We start from the raw sequence: 19,499 nt of genomic DNA, 5'->3' as shown, positions 1-19,499 counted from the left end.
CCGCCAAGGAACAGGCACGGGGGCACCGCCGTTGTCCAGCGTTCTTCTCCAGCGACGGTGCTCCCCTTCATGCGCAAGATCCTTCCCGGCTCGGCCTTCCCCCTCGGTGTGACGGTCGACGGCAAGGGAACCAATTTCGCGCTGTTTTCCGACAACGCCACCGGCGTCACGCTGTGCCTGTTCGACCGCTATGGCGAGACCGAGCTGGAGCGCATCGATCTCCATGAGTGCACCAACGGTGTCTGGCACTGCTACCTGCCCGGCGTCGGCCGCGGCCAGGTCTATGGCTGGCGGGTGCACGGCCCGTGGGCGCCGGAAGCCGGCCACCGCTTCAATGCCAACAAGCTGCTGCTGGATCCCTATGCCCGCATGCTGGTCGGCAACATCCAGTGGGACGACGCGCTTTACGGCTACACCATCGGCGCCGGCGACGACGCCGACCTGATCATGGACGAGCGCGACAGCGCCGCCTTCATGCCGAAGGCGCGCGTCGTCGCCGGCACGCCGCTCGCCGCCACCCAGCACCCGCGCATCTCCTGGCCGAAGACGGTGATCTATGAGGGCCATGTGCGCGGCCTCACCATGCGCCACCCGCTGGTGCCGGAGGCGATCCGCGGCACCTTCACCGCGCTCGGCCAGCCGGAATTCGTCGACTATCTGCAAAAGCTCGGCGTCACCGCGCTGGAATTGCTGCCCGTCCACGCCTTCGCGCAGGACCGCCACCTCGTCGATCGCGGCCTGTCCAATTATTGGGGCTACAACACGCTGGCCTTCTTCGCCCCCGAGCCGCGCTATCTCGGCGAGGACGGGCTCGATGCCATCGGCGAGGCGGTGGACCACCTGCACCAGGCCGGCATCGAGGTGATCCTCGACGTGGTCTACAACCACACCTGCGAGGGCAACCATCTCGGCCCGACGCTGTCCTTCAAGGGCATCGACAACGCCTCCTACTACCGGCTGCTGCCCGGCAATGGCCGCTACTATGACGACATGACCGGCTGCGGCAACGCGGTGAACACCGATCACCCGCGCGTGCTGCAAATGGTGCTCGACAGCTTGCGCATGTGGGCCTCGGTCTATGGCATTGACGGCTTCCGCTTCGATCTCGCCACCACGCTCGGGCGCCGTCCCACCGGCTTCGATCCCGGCCACGCCTTCTTCCACGCCATCCTCCAGGACCCCACCCTCGGCGGGCTGAAGCTGATCGCCGAGCCCTGGGATATCGGCCCCGGCGGCTACCAGCTCGGGGCGTTCCCGCCCGGCTTCTCGGAATGGAACGGCGACTACCGCGACAAGGTGCGCGAGTTCTGGTGCGGCTCGGAGGGCGTCTTGCCGAGCTTCGCCACCCGCTTCGCCGCCTCGCAGGACATCTTTGCCGAGGGAAAGCGCCGGCCGTGGTCGAGCGTCAATTTCATCACCGCCCATGACGGCTTCACCCTGCACGACCTCGTCACCTACAACGACAAGCACAATGAGGCGAATGGCGAGGACAACCGCGACGGCCACGACGACAACAAGAGCTGGAACGGCGGCGCCGAGGGCGAGACCGGGGATGCGGGCATCAACGCGCTGCGCCGCCGGCAGAAGCGCAATCTGATCGCCACGCTGTTCCTGTCCCAGGGCGTGCCGATGCTACTCGCCGGCGACGAGCGCTCCAATTCGCAATCCGGCAACAACAACGCCTATTGCCAGGACAACGATATCAGCTGGATCGACTGGTCGGACGAGGATCCGGAGCTGCCGAACTTCGTCGCCCGCCTCGCCGAACTGCGCAAGCGGCATTCCTCGCTGTCGCGGCCGGAATTCCTCACCGGCTCGCGCAACGAGATGGGCCAGCCGGACGTCGCCTGGTTCAACACCTCGGGCGAGCGCATGAGCGAGGAAGATTGGGACAATCCGCACTCGAAATGCCTCACCGTGCGGCTCGCCCCGGCGCTGGCCGAGGAGGCGTCGCTGCTGATCATGCTCAACGCCTCCCATGTCGATGTCGATTTCATCGCCCCGGCGGTGCAGTCGGGCAGTTGGGAGGCGCTCCTCGCCACCGGCGACGATCTCGAAGGCGCCGAGCTGGGCGGCGGCGCCACCTTCACCATGCCCGCGCGCACCCTGCTGGTATGGGAATGGCGGGCATGACGCATCCGGCGCGCCGCTTCGGCCCTTTGCGCGACGGACGCGACGTCGCCTTCCGCCTCTATGCCCCCGATGCCCGCCGGGTCGATCTGCTCGTCGACGGCATGATCCCGTTGCCGATGGCACGGCGTGACGATGGGTTCTTCCATGTCGAGCTGGCGGGAGTGGAGCCCGGCCGGCGCTACCGCTTCCTCGCCGATGGCGTCCTGGTGCCGGACCCGGCCTCCCGCATGCAGGAGCGCGATCCTGACGGCTGGAGCCTGCTCGCCGCCGATCCGCCGCCGCGCGCCGGCAACGCCATCCGTCCGTGGCACGAGGCGGTGATCGCCGAGCTGCATGTCGGCACCGCCACCCCGGAGGGCACGTTCCGGGCGCTGATCGACCGGCTCGACCATTATCGCGACGCCGGCTTCACCGTGATCGAGCTGATGCCGGTCGCCGATTTCCCCGGCGCGCGCAACTGGGGCTATGACGGCGTGCTGCTCTATGCGCCCGACCGCACCTATGGCACGCCCGACGAGCTGCGCGCTTTGGTCGACGCCGCGCATGCGCGCGGCCTCGGCATCATGCTGGATGTCGTCTACAACCATTTCGGCCCGAGCGGGAACTACCTGCCCGCCTATGCCGGCTCGTTCTTCCGCGCCGATATCTCGACGCCGTGGGGACCGGCGATCGATCTCGAAAACGAGACGGTGCGCGGCTTCTTCACCGAAAACGCCGCCTATTGGCTGGCCGATTTCGGCTTTGACGGGCTGCGCTTCGATGCCGTGCACGCGCTGGCCACCGCCGGCGCCGAAACCTTCCTCACCGAGATCGCCCATGCCTGCCGCGCGGTACGGCCGGATGCCTGGCTGGTGCTGGAGAACCACGACAATGTCGCCGGCTGGATGACCCGCGACGACAGCCTCTTCACCGCCCAGTGGAACGACGACTGGCACCACGCCTTCCATGTGCTGGCGACCGGCGAGCGCGGCGGCTACTACGCCCCCTATGCCGGCGATCCGGTCGCCGCCGCCGCCCGCGCGCTGACGGAGGGCTTCGTCTTCCAGGGCGATCCCTATCCCGATGCCGAAGGCCAGCCGCGCGGCACGCCCTGCGCCACGCTGCCGCCCGACGCCTTTGTCGGCTTCGTGCAGAACCACGACCATATCGGCAACCGACCGCTCGGCGACCGCCTCGCCGGCACCATCGCGCCGGAGCGGCTGGCCCTGCTGCGCCTGGTGCTGATGCTCTCGCCGGCGATCCCGCTGCTGTTCCAGGGCGAGGAAGCGCTGCTGCCGACGCCGTTCCCGTTCTTCTGCGATTTCGAGGGCGATCTCGCCGAGGCGGTGCGCACCGGCCGGCGGTCGGAGTTCGCCGCTTTCTTCCGCGACCATGATGACGGGCAGTTTCCCGATCCGCTGGACGAAGACACCTTCCGTGCCGCGGTGCTGGCGCCCGAGGACTTCGCCACCGTCCCGGCGCGGCAGGAACTGGCGGCGTTCCGCGCCCTCGCCGATCTGCGCCGACAGCATGTCTGGCCGCTGGCCGCCAGCGACTGGCGCGGCGCGCAGGCAACCCGCACCGGCGACGCCGTCGCGGTGGTCTGGCGCTTCGCGGCCGGCACGCTGGCGATGGTGCTCAATCCCGGCCCGGCGCCAGCCTCGCTCGCCCGCCCGGCCGGCACCGAGACCCTGGCGCCGCTCGCCGTCGCCGGCAAGGTCGAGACGGCGGAAGCGGGGGCGCTGGTCCTCGGCCCGTTCTCCGCCGCCATCTGGCGGCTGCCCGCGGCATGAGGCACCCGTCATGAACCCGACCACCGCCGCGCCGCCCGAGCTCCTCGCCACCTACCGGCTGCAATTCCATCGCGGCTTCACCTTCGCCGATGCCGAGGCGCTGGTGCCCTATCTCGCCCGGCTCGGCATCAGCCATCTCTATGCCTCCCCCATCACAATGGCGGTGCCCGGCTCGACCCACGGCTATGACGTCACCGACCCCACCCGCATCAATCCCGAGCTCGGCGGCGAAGCCGGGTTCGAGCGCCTCGCCGCCGCCCTCGCCGCCCACGGCATGGGCGTGCTGCTCGACATCGTGCCGAACCACATGGCCGCCTCCAGCCACAATCCGTTCTGGATGGGCATGCTGGAATTCGGACCGTCATCGCCCGACGCCCGGCTGTTCGACGTCAACTGGACATCCGGCCCGCTGCTGCTGCCGGTCCTCGGCGAGCCGCTGCAGGCCACCCTCGCGGCCGGTGCCCTGTCGCTGCGTGGGGATTATGATACCGGACGCCTCGTCGTCGCCTATGCCGACCGCATCTTCCCGCTGCGACCGGAGAGCGTCGCCGAGCTCCTGGACGCCGCCGCCGGCATGCGACCGGGCTGGGCCGAGATGGCATCGGACTTTCGAGCACTTTCGGCCGCATCATCCACCTCACTGCACAGGGCACGCGAAGCCTTGCGGTCTCTCGATACCGCCGAGCGCGCCGCCCTCGACGCCGTGCTCGCCGAGGCCGATCTGTCGGCGCTGCTCGACGTCCAGCACTGGCGGCTTGCCTGGTGGCGCACCGCAGCACATGACCTTAACTATCGGAGATTCTTCAATATTACCGATCTCGCCGGCGTGCGCGTCGAGGACCCGGAGGTGTTCGATCTCGTCCACCGCCTGCCGCTCGACCTGCTCCGCCGCGGCCTGATCCACGGCCTGCGCATCGACCACATCGATGGGCTCCTCGACCCGGCCGCCTACTGCGAGAGGCTCCGGCAGGCGGTCAGCACCGGTATCCCGACCTTCCTGGAGAAGATCCTCGAACCCGGTGAGACGCTGCGCCCATGGCCCGTCGACGGCACGACGGGTTATGAAAGACTAAACGATATCAATGGCTTGTTCATTGACATCCAGGGCTATGAGACGCTGGAGAACGAACTGCGCGCCCGGCACCTCCTCAACGGCACGCCGGCCAATCGCCTCGCCGACGCCAAGCGGACCGTGCTGGAAACCAGCCTCGCCGCCGAGGTCGGCCTGCTCGTCGGCCTGGCGCGCGAAGGGCTGGATGCCGACATCCGCGCCGGCGACCTCACCGAGGCGGCGATCCGGCATGCGGTGCTGGCGTTGCTAACCCATTGTCCTGTCTATCGTTCCTACGCCATCCTCAACGACCATGACGATAGGGACGAAGCCGTCTGGGACGCCATCCGCACCCGTATGGAAGCGGCCGAGGATCCGCTCACCAATGCCGCCGGCCACCTGCTGCTCGACCGGCTGAAACGACCGCAGCGGGACAGCGATCGGAAGTTCCGCCTGCGTTTCCAGCAACTTAGCGGACCGGTACTGGCAAAGGGCTTCGAAGATACCGAGCTCTACCGCACCCCGGTGCTGCTTGCCGTCAACGAGGTCGGCGGCAGCCTCGACCATCCTGCGAGACATCGCCGGGAACTGCATGAAATATCACGACAACGTGCCATCGATGGCGCCCGTGACCTCACCCCGCTCGCCACTCACGACACTAAACGGGGGCCCTGGACCCGCGCCCGCCTCGCGGCACTGAGCTTCGCCCCCGAGCGCTGGCTCGGCTTCCTCGAAAGCGCGAGACCGGCATGCGAGCGCCTGTCCCCCAGCCACTGCCCCGACGCCGCTCCCGACGCCCTCGACCGTCATCTGATCCTCCAGACCCTGCTTTCGGCGTGGCCGATAACCGCCGAGCGGATGGCGACCTACCTGACCAAGGCCCTGCGCGAAGCGAAGCGCCACACCAGCTGGGAGCGACCGCACGAGACCTATGAGCGCGCCAGCATCGATCTCGCCTCCCGCTTGATCGAGGCCTCCGAGGCGGCGTCCTTCCGCGCCGATCTCGAGCAGCTGGTCACCGAGCTGGAGCCCGCCGCACGGGTCGTCGGCCTGGCCCAGCTCGTGCTCCAGCACACCCTCCCCGGCACGCCGGATATCTATCAAGGCACTGAATTTCCTGATTTTTCTCTGGTAGATCCCGACAATCGCCGCCCCGTCGACTGGCCGGCCCGCTCTGCCTGCCTCGATGGCGGCAGCAGCGCCGGCCCTGCCGATGCCGAGCATTTTGCCCTGCTGCGGCTGCTGCTCGCCATGCGCCGCCGCAACCGGGCCTTTGCTCATGGCGACTACCGACCGATCGAAGCCGCCTCGTCGACATGGCGCTGGTTCGGTTTCGAGCGTCGCCACGAAGGGCACGTTCTGCGTGTCATCGTCCCCACGCGCGTCCCCTGGCGCGACGCCCTGCCCGCGACCATCGCCCTCGATACGACGGAGACGTGGGACGGCGACTGGATCATTGCGGGGGGACATTGCGTCGAGAGAGGCTCGCAGCGCCTCGCTCTGCCGACGTCCTGGCCCTTGATCGTCGCCGAGAAAGCCTGACTCTCCCGATACGGCAGCCCCTCGCGCTCGACATCTCGGCACTGTCGGATGCGGGAAGCACTGCGGCAACGAAACATACGGTACTTCAAGCACATGCTCGTCGCCGCCCATCGAGCCCGCAGGCGCCCGATGTCGCGCTCTCAGAAATAGATCCTCCCGCCGCCGATCGTGGCCGCAGGAGGATCCGGCCGTCATGCCTGGGCATAAACGGTGCGAAACTGCTCCTCCGTTATGAAGCCATCCGCCATGTCCTCGCGGATCAGCTCCGGATCGCGATCGGCCGGTGCGCCCCAGCCGCCACCGCCCGGCGACGAGATCTTCACGCGATCACCCGGCCGCACCGGCACGTTGGCGAATTTGGACGGGGAGACTTTGTTGAAGGCCTGGGTCGCGGTCAGCCACTCGTCGCTGCCCTGGCGCTTGATGAACAACTCCGCCTTGGCCCCCTCGCCGCCGCCGTGGATACCCCAGGGCGAGACCTTCTGGCGGTCGCTCATATAGCTGAAGGTCATGTCGGTATCGGTGCAGAGCAGCGTCTTGGTCAGGGCGAGGCCGCCGCGGAACTGCCCCGGTCCGCCGGAGCCGTCCACCAGCCGGAATTCCTCCATATGCCAGGGGAAACGGAACTCGAACACTTCGACCGGAATATGGGGGCAATTGCCGTTGATGCCGCCCACGGCGTCGTTGCCGTCGGCAAAGCTGCGTCCGCCCCAGCCGACGGGGGTCAGGTCATAGCAGCAGAAGAACTCGCCGGTCTCGGTATCCGTGCCGCCGAACAGGAAGTTCGAATGGGTCGCGCCGTCGGTCGCGGCCGAACGCTCCTTCACCGCCGGCGCCAGCGCACCCATCACTGCATTGGCGATGCGGCAATGGCTCTCGGTATTGCCGCCGACCGATGGGCCGGGGAAATTGACATTGAGCATGCTGCCCGGCTCGGCGAGGATCCGTATCGGCCGGAAGCAGCCGGAATTCTTCGGAATGGTGGAATCCGTCAGCTGCAGCAGCGCGTTATAGGCAGCGCCATGTGCCACGCCGAGGGTGGCGTTGATCGGCCCCTTCGCCTGCGGTGAGGAGCCGTGATAGTCGATGATGACGTCGCTGCCATCCACCGTGACCTCGACGCGGATGGTGTAGACCTTGTCCTCGATGCCGTCGTCTTCCATGACGTCCTCGAAGCGGTAGCGCCCGTCCGGGATCTTCTCGATCTCGGCGCGCATGCGGCGCTCGGCATAGTCCATCAGTGCGTGCACATGCTCGCCAAAGGCTTTGACGCCGTGCTTGGCGGCCAGTTCCTTCATGCGCCGCTCGCCGAGATCGATGGACGCGATCAGCGCGCGGAAGTCGCCGTAATTGTAGCGAGGGGTGCGCACATTCGCGAGCAGCAGCCGCCAGACGTCGTCGACGTCCTTGCCGGCGCGGATGATCTTGACCGGCGGAACCCGGAGCCCTTCGTGAAAGACCTCGGTCGCCTCGCCGGCGAAACCGGCCGGCGCCATGCCGCCGACCTCGCAGACATGGCCGATGGCGACGGCGAAGCCGATCAACTCACCCTCGAGGAACACCGGCTTGAAAAAGGTGTGCTCCGGGGTGTGCAGCCCGCCGCGATAAGGATCGTTGTGCAGGATGACGTCGCCCGGCTCAAGTTCGTCGAGCGGAATCTCCTGCACGCAGGAGCGTAGCAGCAGCGGCATGCCGCCGATCATCGAGGGGCAGAAGTCGCCGGTGGCGATCAGTTCGCCCGTCGGCAAGGCGAGACCGCAGGTGAAGTCCAGCGATTCCGAGAAGATGGTGGAATAGGAGGTGCGCATCAGCGTGACCCCCATGTCGCGGCAGATCGAAACGAGGATGCCGCCGACGATGTTCAGCGAAACCATGTCCATGTGCAGGACCTCCTAGTTGGCCGAAATGAGAAGGTTGCCGTAGCGGTCGACGCTGAGCGTCATGCCGGGGTTCAGCACGGTGACGGAGGCGTTCTCCTCCACCAGGGCCGGCCCTTCGACGAGGTGCCCCTCCTTCAGGTCCGCCCGGTCGTAGATCGGCGTGTCGCGCCAGCCGCCGGCGAACCATACCGGCCGGCGCGAGCGCACCGACAATGTGGCGTCGGCCGACCCGACCAGAGGAAATTCCAGCGAACCGGTGCGGGCTGTGCCGGTGACAAGGAAGTTGACGATCTCGACATGATCGGCGAGCCGAAAACCGAAGCGCGCCTCGTGCTGGGCATGGAAGGTCTCGAGGATGGCGGCGACTTCCTCGTCGGAGAAGCTTTCCGCCTCGACCGGGATCTCCAGCTCGTAGTTCTGGCCGAGATAGCGCATCTCGACGCTGCAGGTGACGCCGGCATCCGCATGGCCCTGCGTCGCCAGCTCGGCACGGCATTCCTCGATCAGCGAGGCCATCGCCGCCGCCGCCCGCGCGCGGTCGAAGCGTCGCGAGTTGAGCTGCACGGTGCGGTAGCGATCGACGCGCGCATCCGCCATGGTGAAGCCGAAGGCGGAGAACTGTCCGGGGAAGTTGGGTACCAGACCGTTGGGAATCGAGGCCTCCTCCATCAGATCGCTGACATGCAGCGGCCCGGCACCGCCGAAGGTGACCAGGGTGAAATCGCGCGGGTCGAGCCCCTGTTCGGTCAGCACGGTGTGCAGCGCGCCGACCATGTTGTTGTTGGCGATGCGCACGATGGCGAAGGCCACCTCCTCGATGGACTGGCCCAGCGTTTCGGCGATCGGCTGCACCGCCTTGGCCGCAGCCTCGCGGTCGAGCGCCATCGACCCGCCGAGGAAATTGTCCGGGCTGATGCGGCCCAGCAGCACATTGGCGTCGGTGACGGTCGGCAGCGTGCCGCCGCGCCCGTAGCAGGCCGGGCCCGGATTGGCGCCGGCGCTCTCCGGCCCGACCACCAGCATGCCGCCGGCATCGATCCGCGCGATGGAGCCGCCGCCGGCGCCGATGGTGCGGATGTCGATCATCGGGATCTGGATCGGGCGGCCCCACTCGATCTCGAAATCGGTGGTGAACTTCTCCTTGCCGTCGACCACGGTGGAGACATCGGTGGAGGTGCCGCCCATGTCTAGCGTGACGAGATTGCGAAGGCCCAGCAGCTCGGAGGTACGCTTGGCGGCGATCACCCCGCCGGTAGGACCGGACACCGCGATCTGGATCGGCGCCTCCACCGCCCCCGCGAGGCTCATCTCGCCGCCATTGGAGCGCATCACCACCACCGGCGCGCGCATGCCGTTGGCGTCGAGTTCGGCGCGCATCGAGCCGAGCTGGCGCGCCACCACTGGCTTGATGAAGGCGTCGCAGATGGTGGTGGAGGCGCGGAAATGCTCCTTCCACTTCGGCAGCACATCGTAGGAGATCGACACCGGCACGCCCGGCAGGTGCTCGGCGAAAATCTCCTTCACTCGCCGCTCATGCACAGGCGTGAGGTAGGAATGCAGCAGCACCACCGCGACCGCCTCGATCTCGCCGGCCTCGCGCAGCTGGTCGGAGAGGCGCGCGACGCCCTCCTCGTCCAGCGGCTCGGCCACGCTGCCGCTTGCGTCGATCCGCTCGCGGATCTCGTGCGCGTCGCGGCGCTTGAGGAAGGGCTTCAGCTTCACCCAGGCGAGGTCGTAGTGATGCTTGCGGTTGCCGCGGCCGATGAACGGGATGTCACGGAACCCTGCCGTGGTGACATAGGCGACGCGGGCTCCCTTGCCCTCCAGCAGCGCGTTGGTAGCGACCGTGGTGCCAAGGCGCACCGCCTCGATGGCGTCGAGATCGCCGAACGTCCGCAGCCCGGTCATGATGCCCTGGATCGGGTTTTCCGGCGTCGACAGGTTCTTCCAGGCCTTGAGGGTGCGACCGACTTCGTCATAGGCGACGAAATCGGTGAAGGTGCCGCCGATGTCGACGCCGAATCTGGTGCTCATCGTTTCTGCCCTTTGTCTCGAATGTCGGAAGGATGGTGATCACGGCGACGGCGCGGCATCGCCGGTCAGCTCGGGTGATAAGGTGCGGCCGGCCGGGGCCTTGGCGGCCGGGGCGGCGCCTGGCCAGACCAGCTCGCGCCCGTTGGAGAGGCCGTTGGGACGGAAGATCAGGATCAGCGCCATCAGCACGCCGAGACCGATCTCCTGGCTGCCGAGCGGCAGCCCGAGGTCGAGCGCGCCAAGCGAAACGCCTCGCTCGGCGATCCGCAGCAGCTCGACGATGATGGTCACCGCGAACACCCCGGCCACCGCGCCCGAAAGGCTCGACATGCCCCCCACCACCAGCATGGCGAGGGTGATGAAGGTGAGCCCGAGATAGAACGGGTCGATGGTGAGGATGCCGAGGAACTGCGCATAGAGCCCGCCACCGGCGCCGGCGATGGCGGCGCTGAGCACGAAGGCGACCAGCCGCATCCGCTTCACCTCCACCGCCGAGGCGCGCGCGGCCACCTCGTCGTCGCGCGAGGCGCGCAGCATCAGGCCAAGGCGGGAGACCTGGAACAGATAGGCGGTGACCACTGCGCCGGCGGCGAAGCCGACGGCCACCCACGGCCCGACCACCGTCGGGATGCCGATGATGGAGGAGGAACCCGCGGTGACGGAATCCCAATTGGCATAGACGCTGTTGACGATCATCAGCACCGCGAAGGTGGCGATCGAGGCGGCGGTGCCGGCAAGCCGCATCAGCGCGATGCCGAGCAGCAGCGCGACCAGCGCCGGCAGCAGCGTCGCCCCGATGATGGCGAAGGCGAAGGGATACTGGTTTTCCTGCAGGAACACCGGCAGGCCGGATAGCATGATCTGCTTGAAGCCCGGCTCGGCGGAGGCCCAGGCGGCCGCATAGGCGCCGACGCCCATGAAGCCGATATGGCCGAAGGAGATGATGCCGGAATTGCCGATGAACACCCACAGCCCGACGACCACCACGAGGCGGATGAACATCTCGGTCAGCGTCACCTGCACCGTCTCGTTGCCGGTCAGCACTCCCAGCACGGTGACGACGACCAGCCCGGCGACCAGCAGCGCCGGCGTCTGGTGGCGGATCAGGAAATCGCGCATCGCTCCCACTCCTCACACGCGCTCGAAGCTGGTGCGCGACGGCACCAGCCCGGCCGGCCGCACCAGCAGCACCAGAATGACGAAGGCGAAGGCAAAGGCGTCGCGAAAGGCGCGCAGCTCAGGCGGCAGATAGGCCTGGAGCATGGTCACGATGATGCCGATGGTGAAGCCGCCCACCACCGCGCCGACCAGGCTGCCCATGCCGCCCACCACCACCGCTACGAAGGCGAACAGGGCGAGCGGCAGACCCATGGTGTGACTGAGCGAGCCGGATTGCGTGGTGTAGAGCAGCGACACCGCCGCCGCGAGGATACCGCTGATGGCGAAGGCGAGGCCGATGACGAGGTTGCCGCGCACGCCGAGATAGGTCGCCATGCGGAAATCCTCGGCGGCGGCGCGCATCTGGATGCCGTAGGGGGTCTTCCTCAGGAACAGCGTCAGCGTCGTCATCAGCACCAGCGTGACCACGAGGATGATCAGCTGCAGCATCGGCACCCGGAGGTCGCCGATCAGGATCTGGGTGTTGGCGCCGCTCCACAGGTCCACAGCCTTGGGCCGCGCGCCGTAAAGCATCATCACCCCGTTCTGGATGATGTAGCTGACGGCGAAGGAGGCGATCATCAATGTCGGCGAGGAAGCGCGGCGCAGCGGCCGGAACACCAGCACGTCGGAGAGCAGCGCCGCCACCACGACGATGAGGCAGATCAGCGGCGTCATCACGATGAGCGGCAGATCGCCGATGAGCAGGCGGGCCGTCACGTCGGCGGAAGGGACGATCAGCGCATAGGCGCCGATGGTGATGTAGTCGCCATGGGCGAAGTTGATCAGCCGCAATATGCCGAACAGCAGCCCGATGCCGAGCGCGGTCAAGGCGTAGATGCTGCCGAGACTGACGGCGTCGATGAGGTTTTGCAGGAACCCGATCATGGGGTCACTCCCTCCAGGGTCGCCGGGGAGCCGAAGCCGAAATAGGCGCTGCGGATCGCCTCGCCATCGGCGAGATCGGCGGCGCGGCCTTCCAGCTGGATGCGCCCGCCGCGCAGCACATAGATGCGGTCGGCATGCTTCAGGATGCGGTTGGAGCTCTGCTCGTTGATCACCAGCGTCAGACCCTCGCGCTGGCGCAGGTCGAGCAGGATCTCGTAGATCTGGTCGACGATGCGCGGGGCGAGGCCAAGCGAAGGCTCGTCCACCAGCAGCAGGCGGGGCCGGGTCATGACCGCGCGGGCGACCGCCAGCATCTGCTGCTCGCCGCCCGACAGCCGCCCGGCGGGAAAGTTCAGCCGCTCGCGCAGTCGGGGAAACAGTTCGAGCAGCCGCTCGTAATCCGCCTTGGCGTCGGCGCGGCCCTTGTGGATGAAACCGCCGATCCGCAGGTTCTCGTCGACGGTCAGCGTGCCGAAGATGTGCCGTCCTTCCGGCACCAGCGAAAGCCCCTGCCGGGCGACGACCTCGGGTCGCAGACCCACCACCTCGGTGTCGCCGAAGCGGATCGAGCCGCGCCAGGGCGTCACGCCGCCGGCGACCGCCGCCAGCAGGGTCGACTTGCCGGCGCCGTTGGGGCCGATGACGCAGACCACCTCGCCCTGCGCCACGGTGAGCGACACGTCGCGCAGGGCGACGAGATCGCCATAGCGCACATGCACGTCGTCGATGGTGAGGAGCGCGCCCATCAGGCCTCCATGCCGAGATAGGCGGCCATCACCGCCTCATGCTTCTGGATTTCCGCCGGCAAACCCTCGGCGAGCGTCTTGCCGCCATCGAGCACCTGCACCCGGTGGCTGATGCCCATCACCACCCGCATATTGTGCTCGATCAGCAGCACGCCGGAGGTGAAGGTCTTGGGTATCGCGGAGACGAGGGTCATCAGTTCCTCGCATTCAGCGTCCGACATGCCGGCCGCCGGCTCGTCGAGCAGGATGAACGCCGGCGACAGCACCAGCGCCCGGGCGATGCCCAGCCGGCGCTGGTCGGTATAGGCGAGCGTGCCGGCCTTGGCCCGCGCCTTGTCGGCAAGGCCGATCCAGCCGAGCATCGCCATCGCGTGCTCGCGCGCCGCCTTCAGGCCGAGGCCGAGGCCGACGCCGGTCACCTCGACGTTCTCGGCCACGGTCATGTCCTTGAACAGCCGTCCCGCCTGAAAGGTGCGGGCGATGCCATGGGCGCGGAAGCGCGCCGCCGACCAGCCGGCGGTGTCCTCGTCACCCAGCATCACCCGCCCCTCGCTCGGCTTCTGGAAGCCGGTCAGGCAGTTGACGAGTGTGGTCTTGCCGGCGCCGTTCGGCCCGATTAGCCCGAGGATCTCGTGGCGCGCCTGCCGGATGGTGACGTCCGAAATCGCCAGCAGGCCGCTGAAGCGCACCGACAGCCCCTCGGCGGCGAGCGTCGCCGCATTGGTCAGCGCGCGATCGACGCCGAGCGAGGGCGGCTCGATGAAGGCGGGAGTTTCGCTCATCCGGGCATCCTGCGGTTGCGGGACGGCCGGCGGGGTGTCCGCCGGCCGGAAGCGGCGCGGCAGCTACTTCTTCAGCCGGTAGAGCACCGGGTCGGGAATGGCCTGGCTGATCGTCCACTCGCCGACCGAGGTCTCCTTGTCGCCCTCATAGGAGACGACGAACATCGGGTTCCGGGTCTGGATGTGCAGCTTGGGCGAGAAGGAGCGCGGGCCGATCACGGTGGGGAAGTCGCTCGTCTCGTTCAGCGCCGCCACCACGGACTTGCTGTCGATGGTGCCAATCTTGGCGGCGGTCGCTGCCCACATCTGCAGGAAGGCATAGATCGGGTAGGCGTATTGCGTGGTCGGCGGCTTGCCGTATTTCTTCTCGAAGGCAACGGTCAGCGCGTTCACGTCCGGACGCGGATCGTCCTTCACCAACGCCTGCACCGGCAGGAAGAAATCCTTGAGGCCCGGCACCGAATTCACCCAGTAGGTGCCGTCCATCGCGGTCGCCGACAGCACCGGAATGGCAATGCCCGCCGCCCGCAGCTGGCGCAGCGCGCTCGCCGCCGCCGGGTTGGCCGAGCACAGCATGACGTGGTCGACGCCCTTGGTGCGGATCGCCTCCGACAGGCGGGTGACCTGCGAGGAAATGGTGGCATCCTGGCTCTTGAAGGAATCCTGCCCGACCAGCTCGCCCTTCTTAAGCGGCAGCATCCATTCATAGCCGGCGCAGGCGGACTTGTTGTATTCGAGCGTCTCGTCGACCAGCATGTAGCCCTTGCGCAGGCCCTTCTTCTCATAGCCCCACTCGGCCATAACCGCGCCCTCGAGCTGGGCGGCGTTGTTGGCGGTGAAGGAGAGCGGGCCGACGCCGAGCACCCCGGCCTTGGGGTCGGAAGCGCCGATGAACACCGAGATGATGCCGGCCTTCTGCGCCTGTAGCGCGGCGGGAGCGCCGTAGTCGTAATCCGCCGAGACCAGCAGCATGTCGGCGCCCGCGTCGACTAGCTGCTTGCCGGCCTTGGCGCCCTCGACACGGTCGGTCTTGGTGTCGGCGGTGATGACCTTGATCTTCTTGCCGAGCACGCCGCCCTTGGCGTTCTGCTCCTCGACCCAGAGCTGCGCCATCTTGGAGGCCTCGCCGTCATAGGCCTCCATCCAGCCGGAGAAGGCGACGGCCATGCCGAGGGTGATCTCGTCGGCGGCGCGGGCCGGCTGCAGGGGCAGCAGGGTGACCACGCTGCCGAACAGCGCATAAAGCAACTTTCTCATCCGGTCTGCTCCATCAGCAAGAGTGGGGCGCCCGTGGCGCACCGTTCACATCGAGGGGGGACGTCGTTTCGCCGGAGGCCGCACGCACGCAGGCAGCGCTCCCCGCAGGGGGGAAAGGCGGGCTCGTCAGCTGGTGGGGGCGGATGCCCGCCGCGCGGCGCGGTCGGCTTCCCAGGTCACGCACCATTGCGAGCAATAGGTCTTGCCGTTCTGGATCACCCAGGACGCGCGGGCGCCCGGATTGTCGTAGAGCAGCACGCCGCAGTTCGGGCACTTCTCATAGGCTTCGATGTAGAGGCGGTTGGCCGAGAAACGCATGCTCTTCTCCTGGGTGCGGGTCGGGGCTCGTCAGTTCGCCGGGGCGCGACGGGCGACGGTCGCTTCATTGTCGATATCGAGCGTCTCGTCCTCGATGCGGCCGGTGAGCACGACGCCGTACAGGTCGCGGGCGCGGGCCTCGGTCTCGTAGCCTTCGAGGACGTCCTTCAGTACCCGGCGCGGATCGCGCTGCCGGGGATCGCCATAGCCGCCGCCGGACGTGTGGTTGCCGCGCACATAGGCGCCCTTCTCGAGGCGAAGGTTGACGATGTTGGGCAGCTCGGTCTCGCGGCCGTCGGCCTCCACCCGGAAGTGCCGGGCGCAGGTGCCGTCCTGCCCGCCGCGCACGCCCTTTGGCGGGTAGTGGGTACCGTCGCACGGCCAGAGCACATCCATGGCGAATTTGGTCGGGCCGTAGGCGAGTTCCATCGCCGGCGCACCACGGAAGCGCCCTGCCCCGCCGGTGCCGGGCAGGATGCGCAGGAAATGGAAGCGCATCGGATGCTTGAGCTCGTCGATCTCCACGCTGTCGCGGTACATCAGCCCGCCGACCACCGGCAGCGCGTAGGTCGGCCAGCCATCCGCCGCCGGCGCACCCGGCCCGCCGGCGCCGGTGATGATCAGCTGGTTGACGAAGGCGCCGTCGTCGCTGCGGTCATCCTTGCCGGAGATCACCGCAAAGCCCGCGCCCATGCCGACGCCGCCCTCCGCCAGCCCCCAGCCTTCGCCGATCTGCGCGAAGGACGACTGCACGATGTTGATCAGCCGGTCGGCGATGTTGGTGGTGGCGACCGAGCAGCTGTGCGGGAATTTCGGCCGGCCGGCGACGGCGCCATCCCGCAGATGCACGTTGATGCGGCGGAAGGAGCCGGAATTGCGCGGCACGGTGGAATCGATCGAGTTGAATACCCCCGCCACCGTCGAGGAGGTGGCGCAGGCCTCGCTCTCGTTGAAACCGCAATCGACATTGTCAACATTGTCGGTGAGGTCGAGATCGATCAGGCCTTCATCGGGCTGGATCCTCACCGTCACCTTCAGCGGTATGCCGTCCGGCAACAGGGTACCGAAAGGATCGTGCGCGCCAGTATTGGTCAGGGTCGCGGCCGGCAGCTTGCGGATCGCCTGCACCATGCGCTGCTCGGAATAGTCCAGCCAGTCGCGGATGAAGACCTTGATGCGCTCCTTGCCATATTTGTCGCACAGCTCCTTCAGCCGCCGCTCGCCGACGCGGGCACAGCCGATGCCGGCCAGGAAGTCGCCATACCATTGCGAGGGCACGCGAATGCGCGAGCGGCACATGCGCACGACATTCTCGTCGGTCACATAGTCGCGCTGAACCCGCACCGCCGGGAAGATGAGAGCGCCTTCCTCGTACTGATCGCGGGCGGTGGCGGAATAGGTGGTGGGCAGCGCATTGCCGATATCGGCCTGGTGCGCCTTGGCGACGGTGGTGAACAGGTGCTCGCCTTCGAAGAACACCGGCACCAGAAAGGTGTGGTCGGCGGCGTGGGTGTTGCCGGAATACGGGTCGTTGTGCAGGTAGCAATCGCCTTCGCGGATATCGGCGCCATGGAAGTCGGCCATGGCGCGGGTCTGCATGTGGCTGCCGAAGATGTGGATCGGCAGGCCTTCGGCGGAGGCGAGCAGCTGATTGTCGCCGGTGCAGATCGAGCAGCTGAAGTCGCGGGCGCTGTTGATCACCGCCGAGCGGGCGGCGCGCAGCAGCGTATGCGTCATCTCGCGCACGATGCCGTCGACGCGATTGGCGATGATCGCGGTCAGGTAGGGGTCGAACTCGGCATGTGTACCGGCGGTCATGGTCGAGTCCCCTCTCAAGCGATGCGCAGCAGGTAGTTGCCGGTGGCGCTGACCTCGGCCGACATGCCGGGGTAGACGACAAGCGTCGTGGTCGGCTCCTCGACGATGGCCGGGCCGGCAATGACGAGGCCGGGCGCGACGTCGGCGGCCTTGTAGATGGCGGTGGACAACGGCGTGCGGTCGCCGAAGAAGCAGTCGCGCATCCCGGTCGGGGCGCCGCCGACAAGGCGCGCGGCGGCGGCCTCGGGTTCCGGCGGCTTGGCGAGGTTCACCACCAGCCGGGCCTTCCAGTTCACCACCTCGACCGGGCTGCCGGGATCGCGCACGGCGAAGACGCGCTCATGCACCTGGTGGAAGGCCTCGATGAGCGCGGCGCGATCGCCATCGCTCTCGAAGCGCCGCACCGGCAACGACGTGTCGAGTTCCCACACCTGGCCGAGATAGCGGGCCTCGGCCACCAGATCGATGCGGTAGTCTCCCTTCGCGCCCGGCAGGGTGGCGCGGAACGTCTCCAGCCTGGCCTCCAATCCCGCCAGCACCTCATTGACGATGGCGGCATCGAAACGATTGGTCAGCGTGACAAGGCTCGCCGTCTCTTCGGCGACGATATCGGCGAACTGCATGCCGGAAGCCGAGAGCGCCGAGGCGACCTTGGGCAGGATCACCCGTTCGCAGCCGAGCTCCTTGGCGATGGTCATGATGTTGATGCCGGCGGCGCCGCCACCGGCGACGATGGTGCTCTCGCGCGGATTGACACCCTCATTGACGGTGATGTCGGCGATGGCGCGCATCATCAGGTCGCTGGCGAGGCTGAGGATGCGGAACGCCGTCTCCTCGACGGAAAGACCGATGCGCTCCGCCACCGTGGCCACGGCGCGCTGCGCCGCCTCGACATCGAGCTTCATCCGGCCACCGAGGAAATAGTCGGGATCGAAATAGCCGAGCACCACGGCGGCATCGGAAACGGTCGGCAGCGTGCCGCCGCGCCCATAGCAGGCCGGGCCCGGCTCGGCGCCGGCCGATTGCGGTCCGACGCGCATCAGCCCGCCATCGTCGATCCAGGCGATCGACCCGCCGCCGGCACCGATGGAGCGCATATCGACGGCGGAGATGCCGAGCAGGTCACCGGTATAGGCAGGCCCCAGCCAGGTGTCTCGGGTAAAGGTCAGCCGCCCGTCGCGCACCAGCCCGACGTCGAAGGTGGTGCCGCCGGTGTCGCAAATGATGACGTCGTTGCCGAGCGTTTCGAGAGTGGAGAAGGTCAACCCGGCGATCGGCGCCATGGCCGGGCCGGAGCCGACCGTATAGATCGGCTTCTCGACCAGCGCGTCGATATGGTTGCAGCCGCCTTCGGTGGTGCTGACCAGCACCTGCCCGGCAAAGCCTGCCGCCTTGAGATCCTTCTCCAGCCCGCGCAGGTGATCCTGCATAAGCGGCTTCAGCGAGGCATCGATGGCGGTGGCCGACGCGCGGCGATATTCCCGCACCACCGGCACGAGCCGATGCGAGAGCGTGTAGGGCACGCCCGGCAGCAATTCGTCCAGCAATTCGGCGAAGCGCATCTCATGCGCCGGATTGGCGATGGACCACAAGAGGCACACCGCCACCGCCTCGAATGCCCGCGCCTTGAGCTTGGCGATCACCTCGCGCGCCTGCACTTCGTCAAGCGGGATCGAGGCGGCGCCGTCGGCGCCCACGCGCTCGGTCAGCTCGAAAGTGTGGCGGCGGGCGATATAGGGATCGGGATAATCCTGGCTGAAATCGTGCGGGTTGAACTTGCCGCCCTCCTTCAGCAGCAGCGTGTCGGGAAAGCCGGCCGTGGTGACGAAGGCGGTCTTCGCCACCGTCTTGGTGACGATGGCATTGGTGGCGCGGGTGGTGCCGTAGATCAGCAGCTCGGCCTCGGCCAGCAATGTCTCAAGCGGTATGCCGAGTTGCAGCGCCGCCGACTCGATGGCGTCGCGCATGCCGAGGAAGATGCGGCTGCGCGTGGTCAGCGCCTTGCCGATGATGAAGCTGCCAGTACCGTCGCTGACGATGACATCGGTGAAGGTGCCGCCCGTATCGACGGAGATGCGATAGGTCATGAAACATTCCTCGACACGGCGCGGGTGACGGGG

13 protein-coding genes are annotated in these 19,499 nt (G+C 67.6%); 3 read left to right on the top strand and 10 right to left on the bottom strand.

The window, feature by feature from the left end:
* The first annotated feature begins 69 nt into the window (after positions 1–69).
* Genes glgX through treY form a run of 3 tightly spaced genes read left to right on the top strand, consistent with a single transcriptional unit; the run spans position 70 to position 6,498 of the window.
* Positions 70–2,133 (top strand): glycogen debranching protein GlgX, encoded by a 2,064-nt coding sequence (glgX, locus tag KHC24_RS04295; RefSeq protein WP_213359646.1) that lies wholly within the window; start codon positions 70–72, stop codon positions 2,131–2,133.
* Positions 2,130–3,905, top strand: coding sequence for a malto-oligosyltrehalose trehalohydrolase (gene treZ / locus KHC24_RS04290; RefSeq protein WP_213359644.1), 1,776 nt, complete (start codon positions 2,130–2,132; stop codon positions 3,903–3,905). Before glgX ends, treZ begins: the two co-directional genes overlap by 4 nt.
* Before the next feature lie 10 nt (positions 3,906–3,915).
* A complete protein-coding gene (gene treY, locus KHC24_RS04285) occupies positions 3,916–6,498 on the top strand; it encodes a malto-oligosyltrehalose synthase (protein ID WP_213359642.1) in 2,583 nt (860 codons plus the stop codon).
* A 191-nt stretch (positions 6,499–6,689) separates the two neighbouring features.
* Here treY and KHC24_RS04280 read toward each other — a convergent pair whose 3' ends face one another.
* From KHC24_RS04280 to KHC24_RS04235, 10 genes are all read right to left on the bottom strand, one after another.
* On the bottom strand, positions 6,690–8,378 hold the full coding sequence (locus KHC24_RS04280) for a hydantoinase B/oxoprolinase family protein (RefSeq protein ID WP_246546115.1): 1,689 nt from the start codon (positions 8,376–8,378) through the stop codon (positions 6,690–6,692).
* 12 nt (positions 8,379–8,390) lie between these two features.
* Positions 8,391–10,412 (bottom strand): hydantoinase/oxoprolinase family protein, encoded by a 2,022-nt coding sequence (locus tag KHC24_RS04275; RefSeq protein ID WP_213359639.1) that lies wholly within the window; start codon positions 10,410–10,412, stop codon positions 8,391–8,393.
* Between the two features lie 39 nt (positions 10,413–10,451).
* Positions 10,452–11,531, bottom strand: a complete 1,080-nt coding sequence (locus tag KHC24_RS04270; protein WP_213359636.1) for a branched-chain amino acid ABC transporter permease — start codon at positions 11,529–11,531, stop codon at positions 10,452–10,454.
* Positions 11,532–11,543: 12 nt separating this feature from the next.
* Complete coding sequence (locus KHC24_RS04265) at positions 11,544–12,458, bottom strand: branched-chain amino acid ABC transporter permease (RefSeq protein WP_213359634.1); 915 nt, start codon at positions 12,456–12,458, stop codon at positions 11,544–11,546.
* On the bottom strand, positions 12,455–13,204 hold the full coding sequence (locus tag KHC24_RS04260) for an ABC transporter ATP-binding protein (RefSeq protein WP_213359633.1): 750 nt from the start codon (positions 13,202–13,204) through the stop codon (positions 12,455–12,457). The genes KHC24_RS04265 and KHC24_RS04260 overlap by 4 nt, the downstream gene beginning before the upstream one ends.
* Positions 13,204–13,986 (bottom strand): ABC transporter ATP-binding protein, encoded by a 783-nt coding sequence (locus tag KHC24_RS04255; protein WP_213359630.1) that lies wholly within the window; start codon positions 13,984–13,986, stop codon positions 13,204–13,206. The genes KHC24_RS04260 and KHC24_RS04255 overlap by 1 nt, the downstream gene beginning before the upstream one ends.
* Before the next feature lie 63 nt (positions 13,987–14,049).
* Positions 14,050–15,243 carry an ABC transporter substrate-binding protein gene (locus KHC24_RS04250; RefSeq protein ID WP_213359627.1) on the bottom strand — a complete coding sequence of 398 codons (1,194 nt, stop codon included), beginning with the start codon at positions 15,241–15,243 and terminating at the stop codon, positions 14,050–14,052.
* Positions 15,244–15,369: 126 nt separating this feature from the next.
* On the bottom strand, positions 15,370–15,561 hold the full coding sequence (locus tag KHC24_RS04245; protein WP_213359624.1) for a hypothetical protein: 192 nt from the start codon (positions 15,559–15,561) through the stop codon (positions 15,370–15,372).
* 30 nt (positions 15,562–15,591) lie between these two features.
* The gene (locus KHC24_RS04240; RefSeq protein WP_213359622.1) at positions 15,592–17,379 is read right to left on the bottom strand and encodes a hydantoinase B/oxoprolinase family protein; all 1,788 of its coding nucleotides are present in this window, start codon (positions 17,377–17,379) and stop codon (positions 15,592–15,594) included.
* A 14-nt stretch (positions 17,380–17,393) separates the two neighbouring features.
* Positions 17,394–19,466 carry a hydantoinase/oxoprolinase family protein gene (locus tag KHC24_RS04235; RefSeq protein ID WP_213359620.1) on the bottom strand — a complete coding sequence of 691 codons (2,073 nt, stop codon included), beginning with the start codon at positions 19,464–19,466 and terminating at the stop codon, positions 17,394–17,396.
* Positions 19,467–19,499 lie beyond the last annotated feature (33 nt).

Origin of the sequence: Ancylobacter defluvii (assembly GCF_018390605.1) — a bacterium.
In the GTDB taxonomy this organism is placed as follows: domain Bacteria; phylum Pseudomonadota; class Alphaproteobacteria; order Rhizobiales; family Xanthobacteraceae; genus Ancylobacter; species Ancylobacter defluvii.
The sequence above is the reverse complement of the archived record's forward strand: the minus strand, read 5'-3'. Positions and strand labels throughout refer to the sequence as shown.